The sequence below is a fragment of the Pseudonocardia sp. Ae505_Ps2 genome (genome assembly GCF_001932425.1).
Lineage (GTDB): Bacteria > Actinomycetota > Actinomycetes > Mycobacteriales > Pseudonocardiaceae > Pseudonocardia.
Map to the genome: position 1 here is coordinate 4,194,094 of NZ_MCIP01000001.1, position 19,166 is coordinate 4,213,259.

Genomic DNA, 19,166 nt, shown 5'->3' on the forward strand with positions numbered 1-19,166 from the left:
CTTCGGTGGTGCCGCGCCGCCCGCCCGCGGGATCGCGGACGGGCGGCGCGGAGTGCGGGTCAGGACGTGACGGCGGGGGCCGGGACCACGTCCGGCCGTTCGGTGCGGCTGACGCCGATCCCGCGGAGCAGCCCGAGCCGCCCGGCGACGACGTAGAGCACGAAGGCCGCCACGATCGAGTTCACGCTGGGCAGCCCGGCGTCGACGAGACCGCCGAGCAGGGCCGAGGCGGCCCAGATGACCAGCGTCGCCGGCACCCAGGTCGGTGAGGTGGCGGGCAGCGCACCGGTGGTCCGCGCGGCCTCCAGGTCACCGCGCCAGCGCTTCACCACGAAGTACTCGGCGACCATGATCCCGGCGATCGGCGGGAACACCACGCCCAGCACCGACAGGAACCCGGTGAACAGGTCGAGGATGCCGCCCGCGGCCAGCAGCGAGCCGACGACGCCGAGCGCGAGGGTGACCATCGGGCGGCTGACGGTGCGTCCCAGGACGCTGCCGGCGAAGTTCACCACGCCCAGCCCGGCCGAGTAGAGGTTCCAGTCGTTGATCTTGAGGGTGCCGAGGATGATGATCAGCGTGCCGACCCAGCCGACCGACGACGTGACGATGGTGATGATGTCGTCGGACCGGATGGCGTGTGCGAGCAGCACACCGGACATGCCGATCACGTACTCGCCGAGGGTGAACCCGACGACGGTCTGCTTGACCACGTCGGCGGAGGTCCGGTTGAACCGGGTCATGTCCGGGGTGATGATCGCCCCGACGATGAAGCCGCCCGCGACCAGCGTCGTGCCCTCGACCAGCGAGATCGACGGCCCCGGCGGCGGGCTCACCATGAGCGCGCCGACGTCGTGGCCGAGCAGGGCGCTGCCGATCGACCAGCCGACCAGCACCAGGAAGGCCGGCACCGTCACGTAGGCGACCCACTGCATCGAGCCGAAGCCCCACAGCACGATCATGGTGACGACCAGGCCGAACACCAGCGACCACGCCCAGACCGGCAGCACGCCGACCAGCGAGACCAGGCCCTCGGCCGAGACCCCGGACTGGACGCCGAACCAGCCGACGAGGCTCACCCCGATCGCGACACCGATCAGTGCGCTGCCGCCGTGACCGAAGCCGGTCCAGCGGGCCAGCAGCGAGGTGTTCAGGCCCTCCTTGCAGCCGATGATCCCGACGCCGATCGAGACCAGCTCCAGGATCACCGCGCCGAGGGTGAAGGCGAGGAAGGCGTCCCAGAACCCCATCCCGAACCCGAGTGTCGAGCCGAGCAGGAACTGGCTCAGGGCCGACACCTGCCCGAACCGCTGTACCGCCACGCTCCACCACGAGTACCGGGCGTGCTCCGGAACCCTGCTCAGGGCGTAGTCGTCCGTACCGACCCCACCGCTCATCTCGGTCTCCTCTCGGCTGGTCGGGAGAACGGTAGGTGCAGGTCAGGGCCGGGTCACGGGGCGATGTGCCCGGTCCGGGGCGGCCGACTGTGCAGATCGCCCTTCCCGGCCGCCGAGCGGCGGGCGTCCTAGGGTCGGTGCATGCGTTTCGGACTCTTCGTGCCCCAGGGCTGGCGCCTCGACCTCGTCGGCATCGACCCCACCGCGCAGTGGGACGTGATGCGCGGCCTCGCCGAGCACGCCGACCGCGGCGACGTCTGGGAGTCGGTCTGGGTCTACGACCACTTCCACACCGTCCCCGCGCCCACCGACGAAGCCTGCCACGAGGCGTGGAGCCTGATGGCCGCCTTCGCCGCGACGACCGAGCGGGTGCGGCTCGGCCAGATGTGCACCTGCATGGCCTACCGCAACCCCGCCTACCTGGCGAAGGTCGCCGCCACCACCGATGTCATCTCGAAGGGCCGCGTCGAGATGGGCATCGGCGCCGGCTGGTACGAGCACGAGTGGCGCGCCTACGGCTACGGCTTCCCCCGGCCCGGTGAACGGCTCGGCATGCTCGAGGAGGGCGTGCAGATCTTCACCCAGGCCTGGCGCGACGGCCGGGCCACCCTGAACGGCACGCACTACACCGTCGACGACGCCATCGTCGCGCCCCGCCCGCTCCAGGAGGGCGGCATCCCGCTCTGGATCGCCGGCGGCGGGGAGAAGGTCACCCTGCGGATCGCCGCGCAGTACGCGCAGTACACCAACTTCGACGGCACCTTCGACGGCTTCCGGCACAAGTCGGCGCTGCTCGCCGACCACTGCCGCGACCTCGGCACCGACTACGACGCCATCGTCCGCTCGGCCAACTACAACGTCGCGATCGGGCACACCGAGGACGAGGTGGAGGAGCGGCTCGCCCGGCTCGTCGCCCGGCTGGAGCCGATCGTCGGCGCGGAGAAGGCCCAGGGCGCGCTGGGTGCGTTCCGCGGGATGCCGGGCGTCGGGACCCCGGAGCAGATCGTGGAGAAGCTCTCCGCACTGGCGGCCGTCGGCATGAGCTACGGCATCTTCTACTTCCCCGAGGCCGCCTACGACCGGTCGGGCATCGAGCTGTTCGAGCGCGAGGTCGTCCCGGCCCTGCGGGACTGACCGGTGCCGACCGCGCGACGGGTGGCCGAGGACTACCTCGACCACCTGGCCGTCGAACGGGGACGGGCGCAGAACACCCTGCGCTCCTACCGGCTCGACCTGGGGCGCTACCTCGACCACCTCGACCACCTGGGACGCACGGAGCTGACCCAGGTGGCCGAGGCCGACGTCGCCGCGTTCGTCGCGGCCCTGCGCACGGGGGAGCGTCCGCTGGCCGCGTCGTCGGCGGCGCGGGCGCTGGCCGCGGTCCGCGGGCTGCACCGGTTCGCGCTGCACGAGGGGCTGACCCCGACCGACGTCGCGGCCGGGGTGACGCCGCCCGCCCTGGGCTCGCGGCTGCCGTCGGCGCTGTCGGTCGACCAGGTCGACCAGCTGCTCGCCGGCTGCGTCTCCGACGGCCCGGTCGGACTGCGCGACCGCGCCCTGCTGGAGCTGCTGTACTCCACCGGTGCCCGGATCTCCGAGGTCGTCGGCGCCGACCTCGACGACCTCGACCCGGACGCGCGGACGATCCTGCTGCACGGCAAGGGGAACAAGCAGCGGATCGTGCCGGTCGGTCGTCCCGCGCTCGCCGCGGTCGACGCCTACCGGGTCCGCGCCCGCCCCGCCCTCGCGGCACGGGGCACGGGCAGCCCGGCGCTGCTGCTCAACGCCCGCGGCAACCGGCTGTCGCGCCAGAGCGCCTGGCACGTCCTGCGGGCCGCCGCCGAGGCGTCCGGGCTGCCCGGCGACGTCGTCGCCACCGTCTCCCCGCACACGCTGCGGCACTGCTTCGCCACCCACCTGCTCTCCGGCGGCGCCGACGTCCGGGTCGTGCAGGAGCTGCTCGGGCACGCGAGCGTCGCCACGACGCAGATCTACACCCACGTCACCGTCGACACGCTGCGCGAGGTCTACGCCACCGCGCACCCCCGCGCCCGGGGGTGACCACGGACCCCGGGGCGGCGGGCCGCAGGGGAGGACGAACGACTACGTTCCGGGCCCATGCGGTACGGAACGTGGGTGACGGCGGTCGTGGCGGGACTCCTCCTGGCCGGGTGCGGTGGTGTCGCCGCCGGGCCGGAGCAGCAGCAGACGGTGAACGAGCCCGTCGACGGGCCGGTCACCCGCCTCGAGGTCGACTCCGACGCCGGGGACGTGCGCCTCGTCGCGGGGGAGAGGCCTGCGGTCGAGCAGGACCTGCGGTGGACCGGCGACGCCCGCCCGCAGGTCGAGCAGAAGGTCGAGGGCGGCGTCCTGCGGATCACCGCCCGCTGCCCGGACCAGGTCGGCGACCGCTGCCAGGCGAGGCTCGTGGTGACCGCGCCCGCCGCGTCGTCGGCGCTGGTCGACCTGCGCGCGGGCGGCATCGAGGTCCGGGGGCTGACCGGGGCGCTGGACCTGACCTCGTCGGCGGGCGGGGTCGACGCCACCGGCGTCGGACCGGGCGACGTGCGGGCGAAGTCCAGCGCCGGCTCGGTCGAGCTGACCTTCGCCGCGGCGGCCGCGGACGTGACCGCGGAGTCCAGCGCCGGCGGCGTCGAGGTCCGGGTCCCGGTCGGCCCGGCCTACGAGGTGACCGCCGAGACCTCCGCCGGGTCGACCGAGGTCGGTGTCCCCGACCAGCCCGGTGCCGACCACCGGATCACCGCGAAGAGCAGCGCGGGAGGCGTGTCGGTCCTGCCCGCGGGCTGAGGCGCGACACGCCGGGGCGCACCGTCGGCCGGACGGCGCCCGCCCGCGGGTAGGGTGACCGGAAATCCATACCGCGACGTGGCCCGACAGGGACGTCGCCGCACGTGGGGGCATCTCCTGCAGTGCGGTCTCAGGCCCTGACCGGGACCCGAGACCCGGCACGGTACCCGCGACGAGACCGGAGACCGCATGAACCCGACGCGGCCGGAGGCCCAGGGCAGGTTCGACGACCCGAGCGACGAGCCGGCGCCGGATCACGGGCGAGGCACCCAGACCACCAGCGCGCGCGCTCCCGAGCCCGCACCGCTGTCGGTGCACGGGCCGGCCCGCGTGATCGCGGTGGCGAACCAGAAGGGCGGCGTCGGGAAGACGACGTCGACCATCAACCTCGGGGCCGTGCTCGCCGAGTACGGCCGCAGGGTCCTGCTCGTCGACTTCGACCCGCAGGGCGCGCTGTCGGTGGGGCTCGGCGTGCAGCCCCACCAGCTCGAGTCCACCGTCTACAACCTGTTGATGGAGCGCGGCGTCGAGGCCGACGAGGTGCTCCAGGACACCGGTGTGGCGAACCTCGACCTGCTGCCGTCGAACATCGACCTGTCGGCGGCCGAGGTCCAGCTCGTCACCGAGGTCGGCCGGGAGCAGGCACTCGGCCGCGCCCTCAAGCGGTTCCTGCCCGACTACGACATCGTCCTCATCGACTGCCAGCCGTCGCTGGGCCTGCTCACGATCAACGCGCTCGCCTGCGCCGACGAGGTCCTCATCCCGCTGGCCTGCGAGTTCTTCTCGCTGCGCGGCGTCGCGCTGCTGATGGACACCATCGACAAGGTGACCGAGCGGCTCAACCCGGACCTGCGCCTGCTCGGCGTGCTCCCGACGATGTTCGACACCCGCACGCTGCACACCCGCGAGGTCCACGACCGCGTGGTGGAGGCGTTCGGGGAGAAGGTGTTCGACGCCGTCATCAACCGGACGATCAAGTTCCCGGAGACCACGGTCGCCGGGGAGCCGATCACGACGTGGGCGCCCACGTCGTACGCCGCGGAGGCCTACCGGATGCTCGCGCGCGAGGTCATCGCCCGGTGACGCTGCTCGCCGACGGCGCCCCCGAGGGGCTCGACGACGGGGACGTGGCGGCGCCGCGGACCCGGCGCTTCACCGTCCGGCTGTACAACTTCGAGGGCCCGTTCGACCTGCTGCTGCAGCTGATCGGCAAGCACGAGCTCGACCTCACCGAGATGGCCCTGCACAAGGTCACCGACGACTTCATCGCCCATCTCACCGATCTCGGCGACGACGCCGACCTCGACGAGATCACCGAGTTCCTGGTCGTCGCGGCGACCCTGCTCGACCTCAAGGCCGCGCGGCTCGTGCCCGGCGCCGAGGTCGACGACGAGGACGACCTCGCCCTGCTCGAGGCCCGTGACCTGCTGTTCGCCCGGCTGCTGCAGTACCGCGCCTACAAGGAGGCCGCGGCGCTGTTCGTCGAGCTGGAGAACGGCGCGATGCGCCGCTTCCCGCGCTCGGTCGCGATCGAGGACCGCTACGCCGACCTGCTGCCCGAGGTGCTGCTCGGCGTCGACGCGCAGGCCTTCGCCGAGCTCGCCGCCGCGGTGTTCCGGCCCCGCCCGCCGGACGAGGTCGGCGTCGACCACCTGCACGCGGTGCACGTGTCGGTGCCCGAGCACGCGGCGATCCTGCGGGAACGCCTCGCGCTCGTCGGCACGGCCACCTTCGCCGACCTGACCGCCGACTGCGTCGCGACGCTGGAGGTCATCGCCCGGTTCATGGCGCTGCTGGAGCTGTACCGGGAGCGCTCGGTCGCCCTGGAGCAGCCGGAGGCGTTCGCCGACCTGACGGTCACCTGGACCGCGGACCGCGACGACGACCCGGTCGCCTACGCCGCCGCGCTGGAGGACGAGGCCGCCGCCGCCGAGGAGGCGGTGCGGGCCCGCGACCGGCGCCGCAGGAAGAAGAACCGCGCCGAGCCGGACGCGGACCCGGCCGACCCGGTCGCGTCCGGCTCCGATGCCGCCGCGGACCCCGAGGCTCCCGGTCCCGAGGACCCGGATCGGGAGGACCTCGATCCGGAGGACACCGATCCGGAGGACACCGACCTCGCCGGTCACGGCTCCGACCAGGACCCGGCGGACGTGCTCCACCCCGAACCCGACGACGAGAGGACCGGAACCACCGGTGACTGAGCCGGACGACCGGCCGGGCTCCGACGACCCGGAGGACCCGTCCGAGCTGCTGCGCCTGATCGGTCGCACGGTGCCGCGCAGCCCGCACGCCAGTGCGTCGCCGCAGGTGGCTCCGGGCGCGGAGGGGCGAGCCGCCCCGGAGGCCGAGGGCCCGCCCGCCGCGGCCGACGACGGCGCGACCGCCGATGCCGAGTTCGCCCGCACCGCGGGGACCGCTGACGACGTGGATCCGTCGGCCGATGCCGGGCATGGGGCGGCCGACCCAGCCGGCACCGAACCACACACCTCGGAGAAGCCCGAGCCCTCCACCGCCACCCCCGACACGTCGGCAGACCATCGAGCGTCGCGGAACGGTGCTCGCGACGACGCATTCGTAACGCTCGCCGCCGGGCCGAGCAACGTGGCCGGACCGGGGAACGACGCCCGGCCGGACGACGCAGCAGGGCCGGAGAACGCAGCAGGGCCGGAGGGGACGGACGGCCTGAAGGCCCACGGAACCGAGGACTCCCGAGCGGAGGAACCCGGAACCCAGGACGAGCCGGAACCCGAGAACGATCAGGACCCCGAGTTCCACGAGCTCGCCGACGACACCGAGCTCGAGCACGCCCTGGAGGCGCTGCTGCTCGTCGTCGACGCCCCCGTCGACGAGGCGTCGCTGGCCACGGCGCTGCACCAGACGCCGTCGCGGATCCGGCAGACGCTGCACCGGATGTCGCTGGCCTACACCGCCGACCGGCGCGGCATCGACCTGCGACGGGCGGGGGAGGGGTGGCGGTTCTACACCCGCGACCGCTACGCCCCCTACGTCGAGAAGATGCTGATGGACGGCCAGCGCGCCCGGCTGACCCGGGCCGCGCTGGAGACCCTCGCCGTCGTCGCGTACCGCCAGCCGGTCACGCGTGCCCGGGTCTCCGCGGTCCGGGGCGTCAACTGCGACGGCGTGCTCCGCACCCTTCTCACCCGGGGGCTGGTGGAGGAGGCGGGCACCGAGGAGCACACCGGGGGGACGCTGTTCCGGACCACCGAGCTGTTCCTCGAACGGCTCGGGATATCCTCGGTGGCCGAGCTGCCCCCGCTGGCACCGCTGCTCCCCGACATCGACGCGATCGACGACCTGGACAGCTGACCCCGGTCCGGGAACGTCGACACCGGACCCGGCGCGCGCCGCCTGTCGGCGCCGCGGCCGAGCACGCCGGGTACCGTCGGTACCCGGCCGGTCCGGCGCCCTGCCGACGACCACCCGGCCCCACCGATTCCGGCCCTGACATCTCTGGACGAGGCAACAAGTCATCATGAGCAACACACACGACCCCGACGGCGTCCGGCTCCAGAAGGTGCTGGCCCGCGCGGGCGTCGCCTCCCGGCGCGCGGCGGAGGACCTCATCGCGCAGGGACGCGTGCAGGTCGACGGCGAGACCGTCCGCGAGCAGGGCCGCCGGATCGACCCGGAGACCGCGGTCGTCCACGTCGACGGCGCCCGGGTCACCCTGCGTGACGACCAGGTCTACCTGGCGCTGAACAAGCCGTACGGGCTGCACTCCACGATGTCCGACGACCTGGGCCGGCCGTGCATCGGTGACCTGCTCGCCGACCGCGTCGAGATCATGAACACCGCGCAGCGGCTGTTCCACGTCGGCCGGCTCGACGCCGAGACCGAGGGACTGCTGCTGCTCACCAACGACGGCGAGCTCGGCCACCGGCTGATGCACCCGTCCTACGAGGTGCCCAAGACCTACCTCGCCGAGATCGAGGGCAAGATCGCCCGGGACCTCGGGCGACGGCTGCGCGACGGCATCGAGCTGGAGGACGGCATCGCCCGCGTCGACGCGTTCAAGCTCGTCGACGCCGTCCCCGGCCGCGCCACGGTGCAGCTGGTCCTGCACGAGGGCCGCAAGCACATCGTGCGGCGGATGCTCGCCGAGGTCGGTCACCCGGTGCTCCGGCTGGTGCGGACCCACGTCGGGACGGTCGCGCTGGGCAACCAGCGGCCCGGCAAGCTCCGTCCCCTCGACCGTGTCGAGGTGGGTTCCCTGTACAAGGCGGTCGGTCTCTGATGGCCGTGCGGGCCCTGCGGGGCGCGACCCAGGTCGACGCCGACGACCGGCAGCAGATCCTCGACCGCTCCGCCGAGCTGGTCACCGCGGTGCTGGAGCGCAACGAGCTGGTCTCCGACGACATCATCTCGATCTGGTTCACCGCCACGCCGGACCTCACTGCCGAGTTCCCGGCGTACGCGGCACGGCTGCTCGGGCTCACCGACGTGCCGCTGATGTGCGCCACCGAGATGTCGGTGCCCGGCGCGCTGCCGCGGGTGCTGCGGCTGCTCGCCCACGTCGACACCCCGAAGCCGCGCTCGGCGATGCGTCACGTCTACCTGCACGGGGCCCGGGCGCTGCGCACCGATCTACCGCAGTAGGACACCCCGCCCCGTCGTGGCGGGGGCCGACCGGCGACAATGCCGGACGCAGCACACTCGAACACGGTGGGGGAACAAGGTGGCCTTGCGGGGCGTCGTCGCGATGGACGGTCCGTCCGGGACGGGCAAGTCGACCGTCTCCCGGCGGCTGGCGCAGGCCTGCTCTGCGGCCTATCTGGACACCGGGGCGATGTACCGCGCCGCGACCCTGGCCGCGCTGCGCGCCGGGCTGCGGGAGGGCGCGGCGGAGGACGAGATCGCCCGCGCCGCCGTCGGGGCCCGCCTGGAGTCGGGCACCGACCCGGACGCGCCGACGATCACCCTGGACGGCGAGGACGTCTCCGTCCCGATCCGCGGCCCGGAGGTGACCGGGTTCGTCTCGGCCGTCTCGGCGGTGCCGCAGGTCCGCGCCGAGATGGTCGCCCGTCAGCACGCCCTGATCCGGGCGGCCGTCGAGAGCGGGGGCGGGATGGTCGTCGAGGGCCGCGACATCGGTACCGTGGTGGTGCCGGACGCGCCGCTCAAGGTCTACCTGACGGCGTCGCCGGAGGTCCGCGCGGCGCGGCGCGGGCGGCAGGACGAGAAGGCGGGCCGCAAGGCCGACCTGCACGTCACCCTCGCCGACGTCGAACGCCGGGACCGGCTCGACTCGTCGCGGCGGGTGTCCCCGCTCTACGCGGCGGCGGACGCGCTGGTGCTCGACACCGACCACCTGTCGGCGGACGCGGTGCTGGCGAAGCTGCGCGAGCTCGTCGCCGCGCGGGGGCTGGACGGGTGAGCCGGGCGCGTGCGCTGCCGGAGCACGCTCTCGGGTGGCTGCACGACCTCGGCCGCTGGATCGGCACGTGGGTGTGGGTGCCGTTCTTCCGGGTGCGGATCCGGCACCGGGAGCGGATCCCGGCGACCGGCCCGGTGGTGCTCGTCGCGAACCACACCGCGTTCGTCGACGGACCGCTGCTGTTCGGCATGTTCGGGCGCCGCGTGGTGTTCCTGGTGAAGGCGGAGATGTTCTCCGGGATCGTGGGGACGTTGCTGCGGTGGCTGGGGCAGGTGCCGGTGCGGCGTGACGTCGTCGACCGGAGGCCGCTGACGACCCTGCTGGAGGTCCTGCGCGACGGCGGCATGGTGGCCGTCTTCCCGGAGGGGACCCGCGGCACCGGCGAGCTCGGCGGCGAGATCGGCAGGGCCCGGCAGGGCGCGGCCTGGCTGGCCCGTTCGGCATCGGCGCCGCTGCTCCCGGTGGCGGTGCGCGGCACGCACCGCCCGGCGGGTGCGCCCCGCCGCTTCCGCCCCCGGGTGGACGTGCTGGTCGGTGACCCGCTGCCGGCGCCGACGGCGCCGGGACGGGACGGCCTGGCCGCCGCGACCGCCCAGGTCACGGAGGCCCTGCGGACACTGGTCCGCGAACTGGACAACGAACACAGGCAAGTGACACGGCCCGACGCGGCCGGGGACGTGAGAGAGCAGTGAGCGAGAACAGCGAACGCGGAACGAGCCTCGGCGCGGCGTACGACGCCGGCGTCGGGATCGGTGACGCGGCCGACCGGGCCGAGATGGACCGGCTCGGGCTGGACCCGGCCGAGTTCGTCGCGGTCGACGCCGACGGTGTGGTCACCGCCGGGATCGACCCCGACGAGGTCCTGGCGACCCCGACCCTGGCCGTCGTCGGCCGTCCGAACGTCGGCAAGTCCACCCTGGTCAACCGGATGCTCGGTCGTCGCGAGGCGGTCGTGCAGGACGTGCCGGGGGTGACCCGTGACCGCGTCGTCTACGACGCGCTGTGGAACGGCCGCCGGTTCAAGCTGATGGACACCGGGGGCTGGGAGCCCGACGCGGACGGCCTGCAGGGCTTCGTCGCCCGCCAGGCCGAGACCGCGATGCGCATCGCCGACGCGGTACTGCTCGTCGTCGACGCCACGGTCGGTGCGACCGCGACCGACCAGGCCGTGGCGCGGGTCCTGCGGCGCGCCGACGTCCCGGTGATGCTGTGCGCCACCAAGGTCGACGACGACCGGCTCACCTCCGACACCGCCGACCTGTGGCGGCTCGGGCTCGGCGAGCCGCACCCGGTGTCGGGCCTGCACGGCCGCGGCTCCGGTGACCTCCTCGACGCCATCCTGGAGATCCTCCCCGAGACCCCGCGCGACGACTTCGGCGCGTCCGGGGGCGGTCCGCGCCGGGTGGCGCTGGTCGGCAAGCCGAACGTCGGCAAGTCCAGCCTGCTGAACAAGCTGGCGGGCGAGGAGCGGTCGGTCGTCCACGACGTCGCGGGCACCACCGTCGACCCGGTCGACTCCCTGGTCGAGCTCGACGGCCAGGTGTTCCGCTTCGTCGACACCGCCGGCCTGCGCAAGCGGGTCAAGATGGCCTCGGGCATGGAGTACTACGCCTCGCTGCGGACGAGCTCGGCGATCGAGTCGGCCGAGGTCGCCCTGGTGCTGATCGACGCCTCCGAGCCGATCGCCGAGCAGGACCAGCGGGTCCTGACGATGGTGGTGGAGTCCGGGCGCGCCCTGGTCATCCTGTTCAACAAGTGGGACAAGGTCGACGAGGAGCGCCGCCACCAGCTGACCCGCGAGCTGGAGCGCGACCTGATCAGCGTGCGCTGGGCGGAGCGGGTCAACGTGTCCGCGCTGACCGGCCGGTCGACCCAGCGGATCGCGCCCGCGCTGAACCGCGCGCTGGCGTCCTGGGACACCCGGGTGCCGACCGGGCGGCTCAACCAGTGGCTCAACGACCTCGTCGCCGCGACCCCGCCGCCGGTCCGCGGCGGCAAGCAGCCGAAGATCATGTTCGCGACGCAGGCGCAGACCCGCCCGCCGACGTTCGTGCTGTTCACCAGCGGGTTCCTCGAGGCGGGCTACCGGCGCTTCATCGAGCGGCGGCTGCGCGAGGAGTTCGGGTTCGGTGGCACGCCGATCCGCGTCTCGGTCCGGGTCCGCGAGAAGCGCGCCCGGAAGAAGTGATGCGGGCCCTGCGCGGCCGTCCCGGCGCGCGGACCTGGGAGCTCGGCCGGATCGACACCCCGGTCCCCGGTCCGGGGGAGCTGCTCGTGCGGGTCCGGGCGGCCGGGGTGAACCGGGCCGACCTGCTCGCGCTGGGCGGTGGCTACCCCGCCCCGCACGCCGACGACGACGGCTCCTTCACCGCAGGCATGGAGCTCGCGGGTGAGGTCGTCGCCGCCGGTCCGGGCGTCACCGGCGCCCCGGGCCGCGGGCCGGGGGACCGGGTGTTCGCGTCCGCCCCGGCCGCGTTCGCCGAGTACGTCGTCGTCGACGCCCGCCGCGCCCTGCCCGTCCCGTCCGGGCTGAGCTGGACCGAGGCCGCCGCGCTGCCGGTCGCGCTGGAGACCGCGCACGACGCGCTGGTCACCCAGGCCGGATTCGGCGCCGAGGGCGGCGCCGTCCTGGTGCTCGGGGGCAGCACCGGGGTCGGGCAGGTCGCGATCCGGCTGGCCGCGGCGCTGGGGGCCTCGCCGGTCCTCGCGACGACGACCTCGCCCGCCAAGCGATCCGCGCTCGTCGACGCGGGGGCGATCCCGCTCGTCGGGATCGATGCGCTGGGTGATCTCGACGGGCCCGTCGACGTCGTGCTGGACCTCGTCGGCGGCGACCACCTGGCGGCCGCCCTGTCCGCCGTGCGGATCGGCGGGACGATCGTGCAGATCGGCCGGCTCGCCGGGCCGTCGGCGACGCTGGACCTGAACACCCTGTCCTTCCGCAGGCTGCGCCTGATCGGCACCACCTTCAGCGTCCGTGGCGCCGACGAGCGTGCCGCCGTCGCCACCGCGCTGACACCGGTCCTCGGCCTCGTCGGCGACGGGCGGGTGCGTGCCACCGTCGACCGCGTCGTGGCCCTCGACGACGCCCCGGACGTCGTCGCGCACCTGCGGTCCGGCAGGGCCGTCGGCAAGGTCGTGATCGAGGTGTCCGGCTCGTGACGCCACGCCCGCCCCCACCGGCGCCGCCCCGATGTGACGGTGTCGAGTTGACGGTGCAGAGGTGACGGTGCCGGAGTGACGGCCGTCGCACGGCTCCGGCGGGCGGGTGCTGCCTGCGAGCCCTCGATCCTGCTCGCTCGGCGCACCGTCACCACGGGCCCCCTGGAACGGTGACGACACGGTCACTATCGTGGCCGGACGTGAGGGAGACACCGGCCGAGGTCTTCCACGGCCGGGTCGCGGAGCTGGACCTGCTCGCCGAGGCGCTGCGCGACGCCGTCGCCGGCGGCGCCTCGGCCGTGCTCCTCGGCGGCGACGCCGGGGTCGGCAAGACCCGGCTGGTGTCGGAGTTCGGCCGGACCGCGACGAGCGGTGGCGCGGTCGTGCTGTCCGGCCGCGCGCTGGACATCGCCGACGCCCCGCCGTTCTGGCCGGTCGTGTCCGCCCTGCGCGAGCAGTCCCGCAGCCGCGGCGCGCTGGGCCGGGAGTGCGCCGCCGCGCTGTCCCGGCTGGACCGCGCCGACGGACCGGCCGGGCGGGTCGAGATGCTGGGGGAGCTGGCCGCCGTCGTCGAGCGGGCGGCCCGCCGGGCACCGGTGGTGCTCGTCGTCGACGACCTGCACCGCGCCGACCGCTCCACCCGCGACCTGTTCGCCTACCTGCTGGCGGCGCTGTCGTCGTCGCCGGTGCTGTTGGTCGGCACCTATCGCGACGACCCGGCGGGCGGTGTCCCGGTCGACCTCCTCGGGCTCACCGGGGAGCTGCGCCGGCACCGTGGGGTGCGCTTCGCCCGGGTGGAGCCGCTGCCCCGGCACGAGCTGGCCGAGCTGGTCGCGCGGTGGGCACCCGAGCGGCACGACGTCGAGGACCTGGTGTGGCGGCACTCCGGTGGGAACGTGTTCCTGGCCCGCGAGACCGTCCGCGCCGTGCTCGACGGGGACCCGCACGGCGTGCCGCAGTCCGTCCGCGAGCTGGTGCGGGCCGGCGCCGCCGGGCTGTCGGCGGCGACGGCGGTCGTGCGGGCCGTCGCGGCCGGGGTCGGGGAGGTCGAGCACGCGTTGCTGGCCGCCGTCGTCGACGTCGACGGGGCGGAGCTGGCCGCCGCCGTGCGGGAGGCTGCCGACGCCGGGTTCGTCGTCGTCGCCGGTGCCGACGGCTACACGCTGCGGCACGGTCTGATGACCGAGGTCGTCTCCGCGGACCTGCTCCCCGCCGAGCGGGTCGAGCTGCACGGCCGCTACGCCACCGCGCTGCACGGCGGCCACCGCGTCCCCGGGTCGGCGGCCCGTCTCGCGCACCACTGGCAGCTCGCCGGGCGCCCGGACGAGGCGCTGGAGGCGACCCTCGACGCCGCGCAGGAGGCGGAACGGCTGCGCGGCTACGCCGAGGCGCACCGGCACTGGCTGCGCGCGGCCACGTTGCCGGTCCCCGCCGCCGTCCGCGACCGCAGCCGCTACCTGGAACGGGCGGCGGCCGCCGCGGCCCTGGCGGGCGACCACGGCTCGGCCGTGGCGCTGCTGGCCGAACGGCTCGGCGAACCCGACGCGCCCAGCGGCACCGAGCAGGCGGTGCTGCGGTCCCGGCTCGGCCGCTACCTCGGTGCGGCGGGTCAGCTGACCGAGGCCGAGGGGGCCCACCGGCGCGCCGTCGCCACCCTGCCCGCCGACGACGACCCGGACGACACCGCCGTCGCCGCCCGCGCCGAGGTCCTCGCCGGGTACGCGGCCGCGCTCCTCGACCGGGCCGACTACGCCGGTGCCCGCACCGTCGCCGAGGAGGCGCTGGTCGCGGCGCGCCGGGTGGGGGAGCCGCGGGCACTGGCATCGGTGCTGGCGACGCTCGGGTTCGGTGCCGCGCACTCCCGCGACGGCACCGCCGGGCTCGACGCGCTGACCGAGGCGGTTGCCGTCGCCGAGGCCGGCGGCGACCCGGAGACGCTGGGGGAGTGCCTGGCCCGGCGCGCGGAGCTGCTGACCGGCCCGCTCAACGCCCTCGACGGCGGCGTCGCCGCGGCCCGGGCGGGCGCCGAGCGGATGGCCGGGCTGGGGCTGGGGCGGACCGCGTCGGTGTCGCTGCGGGTGGTGGCGGCGAACGGGCTGTTCCGCGCCGGAGCCTGGGACGAGGCCGAGCAGGAGGTGGCGACGGCGTGGGCGGCCGCCCCGTCCGGTGCGCAGATGTTGGAGCTGCGCCTGGCTCGCGCCCGGCTCCGGATGGGTCGTGGCGACCTCGACGGCTCCGACGTCGACCTGACCGCGGCCGAGCTCGTCGCCGGGTCGACGGGGCTGCCCAAGCAGCGGCTGCCGCTGCTGATCCTGCGCGCCGGGCTGGAGATGTGGCGGGGCAACCCGGAGCTGGCGTTCGCCCACGTCGGGAAGGGGCTCGACGTCGTCGAGTCCGGCATCGACGACGTCTTCGCGGTGGCGCCGCTGCTCTGGCACGGCGCCCGCGCGCACGCCCAGGCCGTCCTCGCCGGACGACCCCCCGACGCCAGTGGGCTGCGGCGGCTGCGCCGCCACCGCCGGGACCTCGTCGAGCGCGGGGAGCGTTCGGCCCCGGCGCTGCGCGGGGTGATCGCGAGCTACGAGGCCATGTGCTCCGCCGAGGACGCCCGGACCACCCCGGGTGCCGACCCGGACACCTGGCGGGGTGTCGCCGACCTGCTCGACGGCCTCGGCCAGCCCTACCCGGGTTCCTACGCCCGGCTGCGCAGCGCCGAGGCGCTGCTGTCGGGCCGACGCACCGAGGACGGCGCCGCGGACCTGCGCCGTGCCGCCGATCTCGCCGCGGGACTGCGGGCCGGTCCGCTGCTGACCGAGATCGCCGAGGTCGCCCACCGGGCCCGGATCGAGGTGCCCGCACTCGCCGCGGTCGGCGCGGTCGGTCATGCCCCGGTCGCCGTGGACGGCCCGCTGGCCCGGCTCACCGACCGGGAACGTGAGGTGCTGGAGGTCCTCGCCGACGGCGCCACCAACAAGCAGATCGCGGCCCGGCTGTTCATCACCCCGAAGACGGTCGGTGCCCACCTCGCCTCGGTATTCGCCAAGCTCGACGTCACCAACCGCACCAGCGCGGCGGCCGTCCTGCGTGAGCACCGCGCCGACATCTAGGTCATTCGCCCTATACCGTCGCCACGCCCGCTCGACCAAGGTGATCACCGGACCGAGCGACGCGGAGGAACCGATGACGGCCACCATCGACACGCCCTCCGACGAGGGCGCCGCCGCGGCGGGCCGGGCGCGCGTCGCGGAACTGCTCGCCACCCCACCCGAGACGATCGACGGCGTCATCGCGCACCAGGAACGCCTCCAGGAGATCCTCGAGAGCGAGTACGGCCCCGGCGACGGCGTCGCCTCGTTCAACCGGCTGTACCTGCGCATCACCCGCGGGATCCGCGACCAGCTCGACGACGACCTGTTCGCCGACCGGGACTTCCTGGTCCGGCTCGACGTGGAGTTCGCCCGCCGCTACTTCCGGGCGCTGCACGCCGAGGCGACCGGCGGGACCCCGCCGCGGTCCTGGGGGGTGCTGCTGGAGCGCCGTCGGCACGAGCGGATCTCCCCGGTGGAGTACGCGGTCGTCGGGGTGAACGCACACGTCAACTTCGACCTGGCACCCGCGGTCGTGCGGACCTGCACCGTCCTCGGGCGCAGCGCCCCCGGTCCCGCCGAGCGAGCCGACTACCGGGCCGTGAACGACGTGTTCTCCCTGCACATGGTCCGCCTGCTCGACGATTTCGACCAGACGGCCCCCGGTGAGATCTCGCTGACCGAGCAGCTGCTGGGCTGCGTCGCCGACGTGCCGGTGGTGCTGGCCCGCGACGTCGCCTGGCGGCAGGCGCTCGAGCTGTGGGAGCTCCGCTCCCGGCCGATGGAGTACGAGAACGAGGTCGCGGCGCTCGACCGCCGGACCGCGCTCCTGGGGCGTGGCCTGCTCACGCTGGGAGCCCTGACGTGACACCCGCCCGAGTGGGGGGCGGGCGGGTGTCACACCCTCGGTCGGCGGCGGCCCCGCCGCTCGACAGCGTGCTGATCATCGACGACCACGAGCTCGTCGGGTCGTCGCTGGCGCTGGCGCTGCGCGCAGAGGGTGAACCGGCGTCGTTCCGGCCCGCGCACTCCCACGTCGACGTGCACCGCGCCGTCGCGGGGGTCGAGCCCGGGTTGCTGGTCCTCGACCTGGACCTCGGTCGCGACGCCGACGGCCGCCGGATCGACACCGTCCCGCTCGTCCCGGGGCTGCGTGCCCAGGGCTGGCGGGTCCTCGTGCTCTCGGGGAGCTCCAACCCCATCCGGATCGGCGCCGCCCTGCACCACGGCGGCTTCACCTGGGTGTCGAAGACGGCCTCGATGCCGGCGCTGGTCGTCGCGATCCGCGAGGCCCGCGCCGGCCGTTCGCTGCTGCACGCCACCCACCGCGACGAACTCGTGCAGCGCTACGTCGAGTGGGACCGCCGCCAGCGGGCCGTCCGCGGACGCATCGCAACCCTGACCCGCCGCGAGCGGGAGGTCCTCGAACTGCTCGCCGCTGGCATGCGGGCGCACGCCATCGCCGAGCACTTCGTCGTGTCGCTCCCGACGGTCCGCACGCAGGTCAGGGCCGTGCTCGCGAAGCTCGACGTCGGCTCGCAGCTGGAGGCGGTCGCCCTCGTGCGCAGCGTCGACGCCACGGACGACACCCCTGGTGGGGGCCTGCCGTGGATGCGGTAAAGTTCCACGTGCCCCGCGAGGGGTGGCCGGGACGTGGCGCAGCTTGGTAGCGCACTTGACTGGGGGTCAAGGGGTCGCAGGTTCAAATCCTGTCGTCCCGACAGGCCGGAGGCCGGTATCCGAGAGCATCGGGTACCGGCCTTTACTCGTGTGACCAGCGGATTCGTGGCTTTGTCGTGGTCCCCGGATAGTCCCCGCGGCTGGTGGGCCCGAGTCCTCGGGCGGTCCCGCGAACCGCCGAGTGACTAACTGAGTGACTATGCGCGGGAGGTCGGTCCGCCATGATCGTCGCTGTTGAGGGACCCAGTGCGGCGGGGAAGTCGACGTGGTGTGCGCGGTTCGGGAAGGGCCGGGTGGTCCCGGAGTACACCCCGACGGGGCGCGAGCCCGACGGTGTGGATCGGGAAGCCCAAGCGGCCTACTGGGTCGGGGTGAACGCGGATCGATGGGCGGCGGCCAGGTCGATCGACGCGGACGGTGGTGTCGCGGTGTGTGACAGTGACCCGCTGAAGCTGCATTACAGCTGGTGTTTGGCGCGGATCGGAGCAGGCCCGATCGACCGGTGGGAGCACGAGTTGCGCGCGGTGCGCCGGGCGTTGGAGACCGGTCGGCTGGGGTTCGCCGATCTCGTGCTGGTGTCTGTTCCCGATCTGGCGACGTTGCGGTCGCGGAAGGTCGGTGACCGGACGAGGTCGCGGCGTAGCTTCGAGCTGCACGCGCGGCTACGTGAGCCGTTGCGGGAGTGGTACCGGGCCGTGGATGGACTGGAGCCGGGGCGTGTGTGGTGGGAGCTGCCGGGTTCGGGCGTGCCGATGGGCATCGAGCCCCGACGGAACCGGTCGGACCCCGCGTTGCTCGATGCCCTTGTCGACTCACTTCCCGCGATTGCGACTGCGTGAGCCGATGAGCTAGCGATCGACGACCGGGAAGATGTCGTCCATCGCGGTTGCGCCCTGCTCCAGGACGGGCCGGAGCTGCTGCCGGTACACGGCCTCGGTGATGGCCGTCCCGCTGTGCCCGACCAGCCGTGAGATGTGCTCCAGTGGCATCCCGGAGTCCGAGAGCAGCGAGACGAAGCTGTGCCGCATCTCCCGGGGTGTCCACTCGGCCGCGTTCAGGCCGGCGGCGGCTGCGACCTTGCGAAACGATCGGCGGACGTTGTGCGCGTCCATCTCTGATCCGGTTCGGGTGGCGAAGACCAGCGAGTCGGGCGCGCTGTCAGCTCCGGGTCGGTTCGCGTGGTCACGGAGCACGGTGACGCAGCGCTGCGGCATCCCGAGGCGGCGGCGGGACCTCCGCGTCTTGGTGTCCCCACCGATCCGCACCGACCTGACGACGGAGATCGATGGCGGGAGCGGGGGAGTCGCGTTCGGAGCCCCGTCGAGGTCCACGTCTCCCCAGCGCAGTGCACGCAGTTCCTCGGTCCGGGCCCCGGTGAGGAGCGAGAGGACGATGTACGCCCGCAACGGACTGGCGTCGGCGGCCTGGAGGAGCGCGGTCGCCTGTTCCAGGGTGAGGGACTTGGAGGGGCGGCCCGTGCGACCGGCCGGGGGAGTGCAGATCGAGACGACGTTGCGCTTCACTTTGTCCCGGGCCATTGAGGTGTTCTCAGTAGCGGGTTGATCATGTCGTGCGGTCGTACTCGGTGTGGAGTAGTACGAGCGCAGCTGCGGTGATCGCGCCGGTGCGCCAGGGACA

Annotated in this window: 17 protein-coding genes, 1 tRNA gene and 1 pseudogene; 17 read left to right on the plus strand and 2 right to left on the minus strand. The window is 74.1% G+C overall.

Annotated features, from left to right (window positions below; genetic code table 11):
- Positions 1–59: 59 nt before the first annotated feature.
- On the minus strand, positions 60–1,397 hold the full coding sequence (locus Ae505Ps2_RS19970; protein ID WP_075305881.1) for a cytosine permease: 1,338 nt from the start codon (positions 1,395–1,397) through the stop codon (positions 60–62).
- A 141-nt stretch (positions 1,398–1,538) separates the two neighbouring features.
- Between Ae505Ps2_RS19970 and Ae505Ps2_RS19975 the strand changes: the two genes are divergently transcribed.
- The 17 genes and pseudogenes from Ae505Ps2_RS19975 to Ae505Ps2_RS20055 all read left to right on the plus strand — a co-directional run bounded on the left by Ae505Ps2_RS19975 (position 1,539) and on the right by Ae505Ps2_RS20055 (position 18,367).
- Positions 1,539–2,531 (plus strand): LLM class F420-dependent oxidoreductase, encoded by a 993-nt coding sequence (locus Ae505Ps2_RS19975; protein WP_075305883.1) that lies wholly within the window; start codon positions 1,539–1,541, stop codon positions 2,529–2,531.
- A 3-nt stretch (positions 2,532–2,534) separates the two neighbouring features.
- Positions 2,535–3,458 (plus strand): site-specific tyrosine recombinase XerD, encoded by a 924-nt coding sequence (locus Ae505Ps2_RS19980; RefSeq protein ID WP_083696015.1) that lies wholly within the window; start codon positions 2,535–2,537, stop codon positions 3,456–3,458.
- Between the two features lie 57 nt (positions 3,459–3,515).
- Entirely contained in the window at positions 3,516–4,205 is a 690-nt protein-coding gene (locus tag Ae505Ps2_RS19985; RefSeq protein WP_075305885.1) for a DUF4097 family beta strand repeat-containing protein, read from the plus strand.
- 189 nt (positions 4,206–4,394) lie between these two features.
- The gene (locus tag Ae505Ps2_RS19990; RefSeq protein ID WP_075553860.1) at positions 4,395–5,288 is read left to right on the plus strand and encodes a ParA family protein; all 894 of its coding nucleotides are present in this window, start codon (positions 4,395–4,397) and stop codon (positions 5,286–5,288) included.
- 44 nt (positions 5,289–5,332) lie between these two features.
- A pseudogene (locus tag Ae505Ps2_RS33565) lies at positions 5,333–6,073 on the plus strand (segregation/condensation protein A); the annotation flags it as partial.
- A 733-nt stretch (positions 6,074–6,806) separates the two neighbouring features.
- Positions 6,807–7,532 carry an SMC-Scp complex subunit ScpB gene (gene scpB / locus Ae505Ps2_RS33570; protein ID WP_349289847.1) on the plus strand — a complete coding sequence of 242 codons (726 nt, stop codon included), beginning with the start codon at positions 6,807–6,809 and terminating at the stop codon, positions 7,530–7,532.
- Between the two features lie 166 nt (positions 7,533–7,698).
- A complete protein-coding gene (locus Ae505Ps2_RS20005) occupies positions 7,699–8,460 on the plus strand; it encodes a pseudouridine synthase (RefSeq protein ID WP_020622137.1) in 762 nt (253 codons plus the stop codon).
- Positions 8,460–8,822 (plus strand): chorismate mutase, encoded by a 363-nt coding sequence (gene aroH, locus Ae505Ps2_RS20010; RefSeq protein ID WP_020622138.1) that lies wholly within the window; start codon positions 8,460–8,462, stop codon positions 8,820–8,822. The genes Ae505Ps2_RS20005 and aroH overlap by 1 nt, the downstream gene beginning before the upstream one ends.
- A gap of 103 nt (positions 8,823–8,925) precedes the next feature.
- A complete protein-coding gene (gene cmk, locus Ae505Ps2_RS20015; RefSeq protein WP_020622139.1) occupies positions 8,926–9,600 on the plus strand; it encodes a (d)CMP kinase in 675 nt (224 codons plus the stop codon).
- Positions 9,597–10,292, plus strand: a complete 696-nt coding sequence (locus Ae505Ps2_RS20020) for a lysophospholipid acyltransferase family protein (RefSeq protein ID WP_075305891.1) — start codon at positions 9,597–9,599, stop codon at positions 10,290–10,292. Before cmk ends, Ae505Ps2_RS20020 begins: the two co-directional genes overlap by 4 nt.
- On the plus strand, positions 10,289–11,788 hold the full coding sequence (gene der, locus Ae505Ps2_RS20025) for a ribosome biogenesis GTPase Der (protein WP_170917063.1): 1,500 nt from the start codon (positions 10,289–10,291) through the stop codon (positions 11,786–11,788). Before Ae505Ps2_RS20020 ends, der begins: the two co-directional genes overlap by 4 nt.
- Complete coding sequence (locus Ae505Ps2_RS20030; protein WP_075553861.1) at positions 11,788–12,762, plus strand: zinc-binding dehydrogenase; 975 nt, start codon at positions 11,788–11,790, stop codon at positions 12,760–12,762. Before der ends, Ae505Ps2_RS20030 begins: the two co-directional genes overlap by 1 nt.
- A gap of 200 nt (positions 12,763–12,962) precedes the next feature.
- The gene (locus tag Ae505Ps2_RS20035) at positions 12,963–15,869 is read left to right on the plus strand and encodes a LuxR family transcriptional regulator (RefSeq protein ID WP_075553862.1); all 2,907 of its coding nucleotides are present in this window, start codon (positions 12,963–12,965) and stop codon (positions 15,867–15,869) included.
- A 73-nt stretch (positions 15,870–15,942) separates the two neighbouring features.
- Positions 15,943–16,716, plus strand: coding sequence for a DUF5995 family protein (locus Ae505Ps2_RS20040; protein WP_139318699.1), 774 nt, complete (start codon positions 15,943–15,945; stop codon positions 16,714–16,716).
- Between the two features lie 26 nt (positions 16,717–16,742).
- Positions 16,743–17,468 carry a response regulator transcription factor gene (locus tag Ae505Ps2_RS20045; RefSeq protein ID WP_075305898.1) on the plus strand — a complete coding sequence of 242 codons (726 nt, stop codon included), beginning with the start codon at positions 16,743–16,745 and terminating at the stop codon, positions 17,466–17,468.
- Between the two features lie 27 nt (positions 17,469–17,495).
- A tRNA-Pro gene (locus Ae505Ps2_RS20050) sits at positions 17,496–17,569 on the plus strand.
- Between the two features lie 180 nt (positions 17,570–17,749).
- Positions 17,750–18,367, plus strand: a complete 618-nt coding sequence (locus tag Ae505Ps2_RS20055; protein WP_075305900.1) for a hypothetical protein — start codon at positions 17,750–17,752, stop codon at positions 18,365–18,367.
- A 9-nt stretch (positions 18,368–18,376) separates the two neighbouring features.
- Here the strand turns inward: Ae505Ps2_RS20055 and Ae505Ps2_RS20060 are convergent, their stop codons facing one another.
- Positions 18,377–19,066 carry a site-specific integrase gene (locus tag Ae505Ps2_RS20060; protein WP_075553863.1) on the minus strand — a complete coding sequence of 230 codons (690 nt, stop codon included), beginning with the start codon at positions 19,064–19,066 and terminating at the stop codon, positions 18,377–18,379.
- Positions 19,067–19,166: the final 100 nt, after the last annotated feature.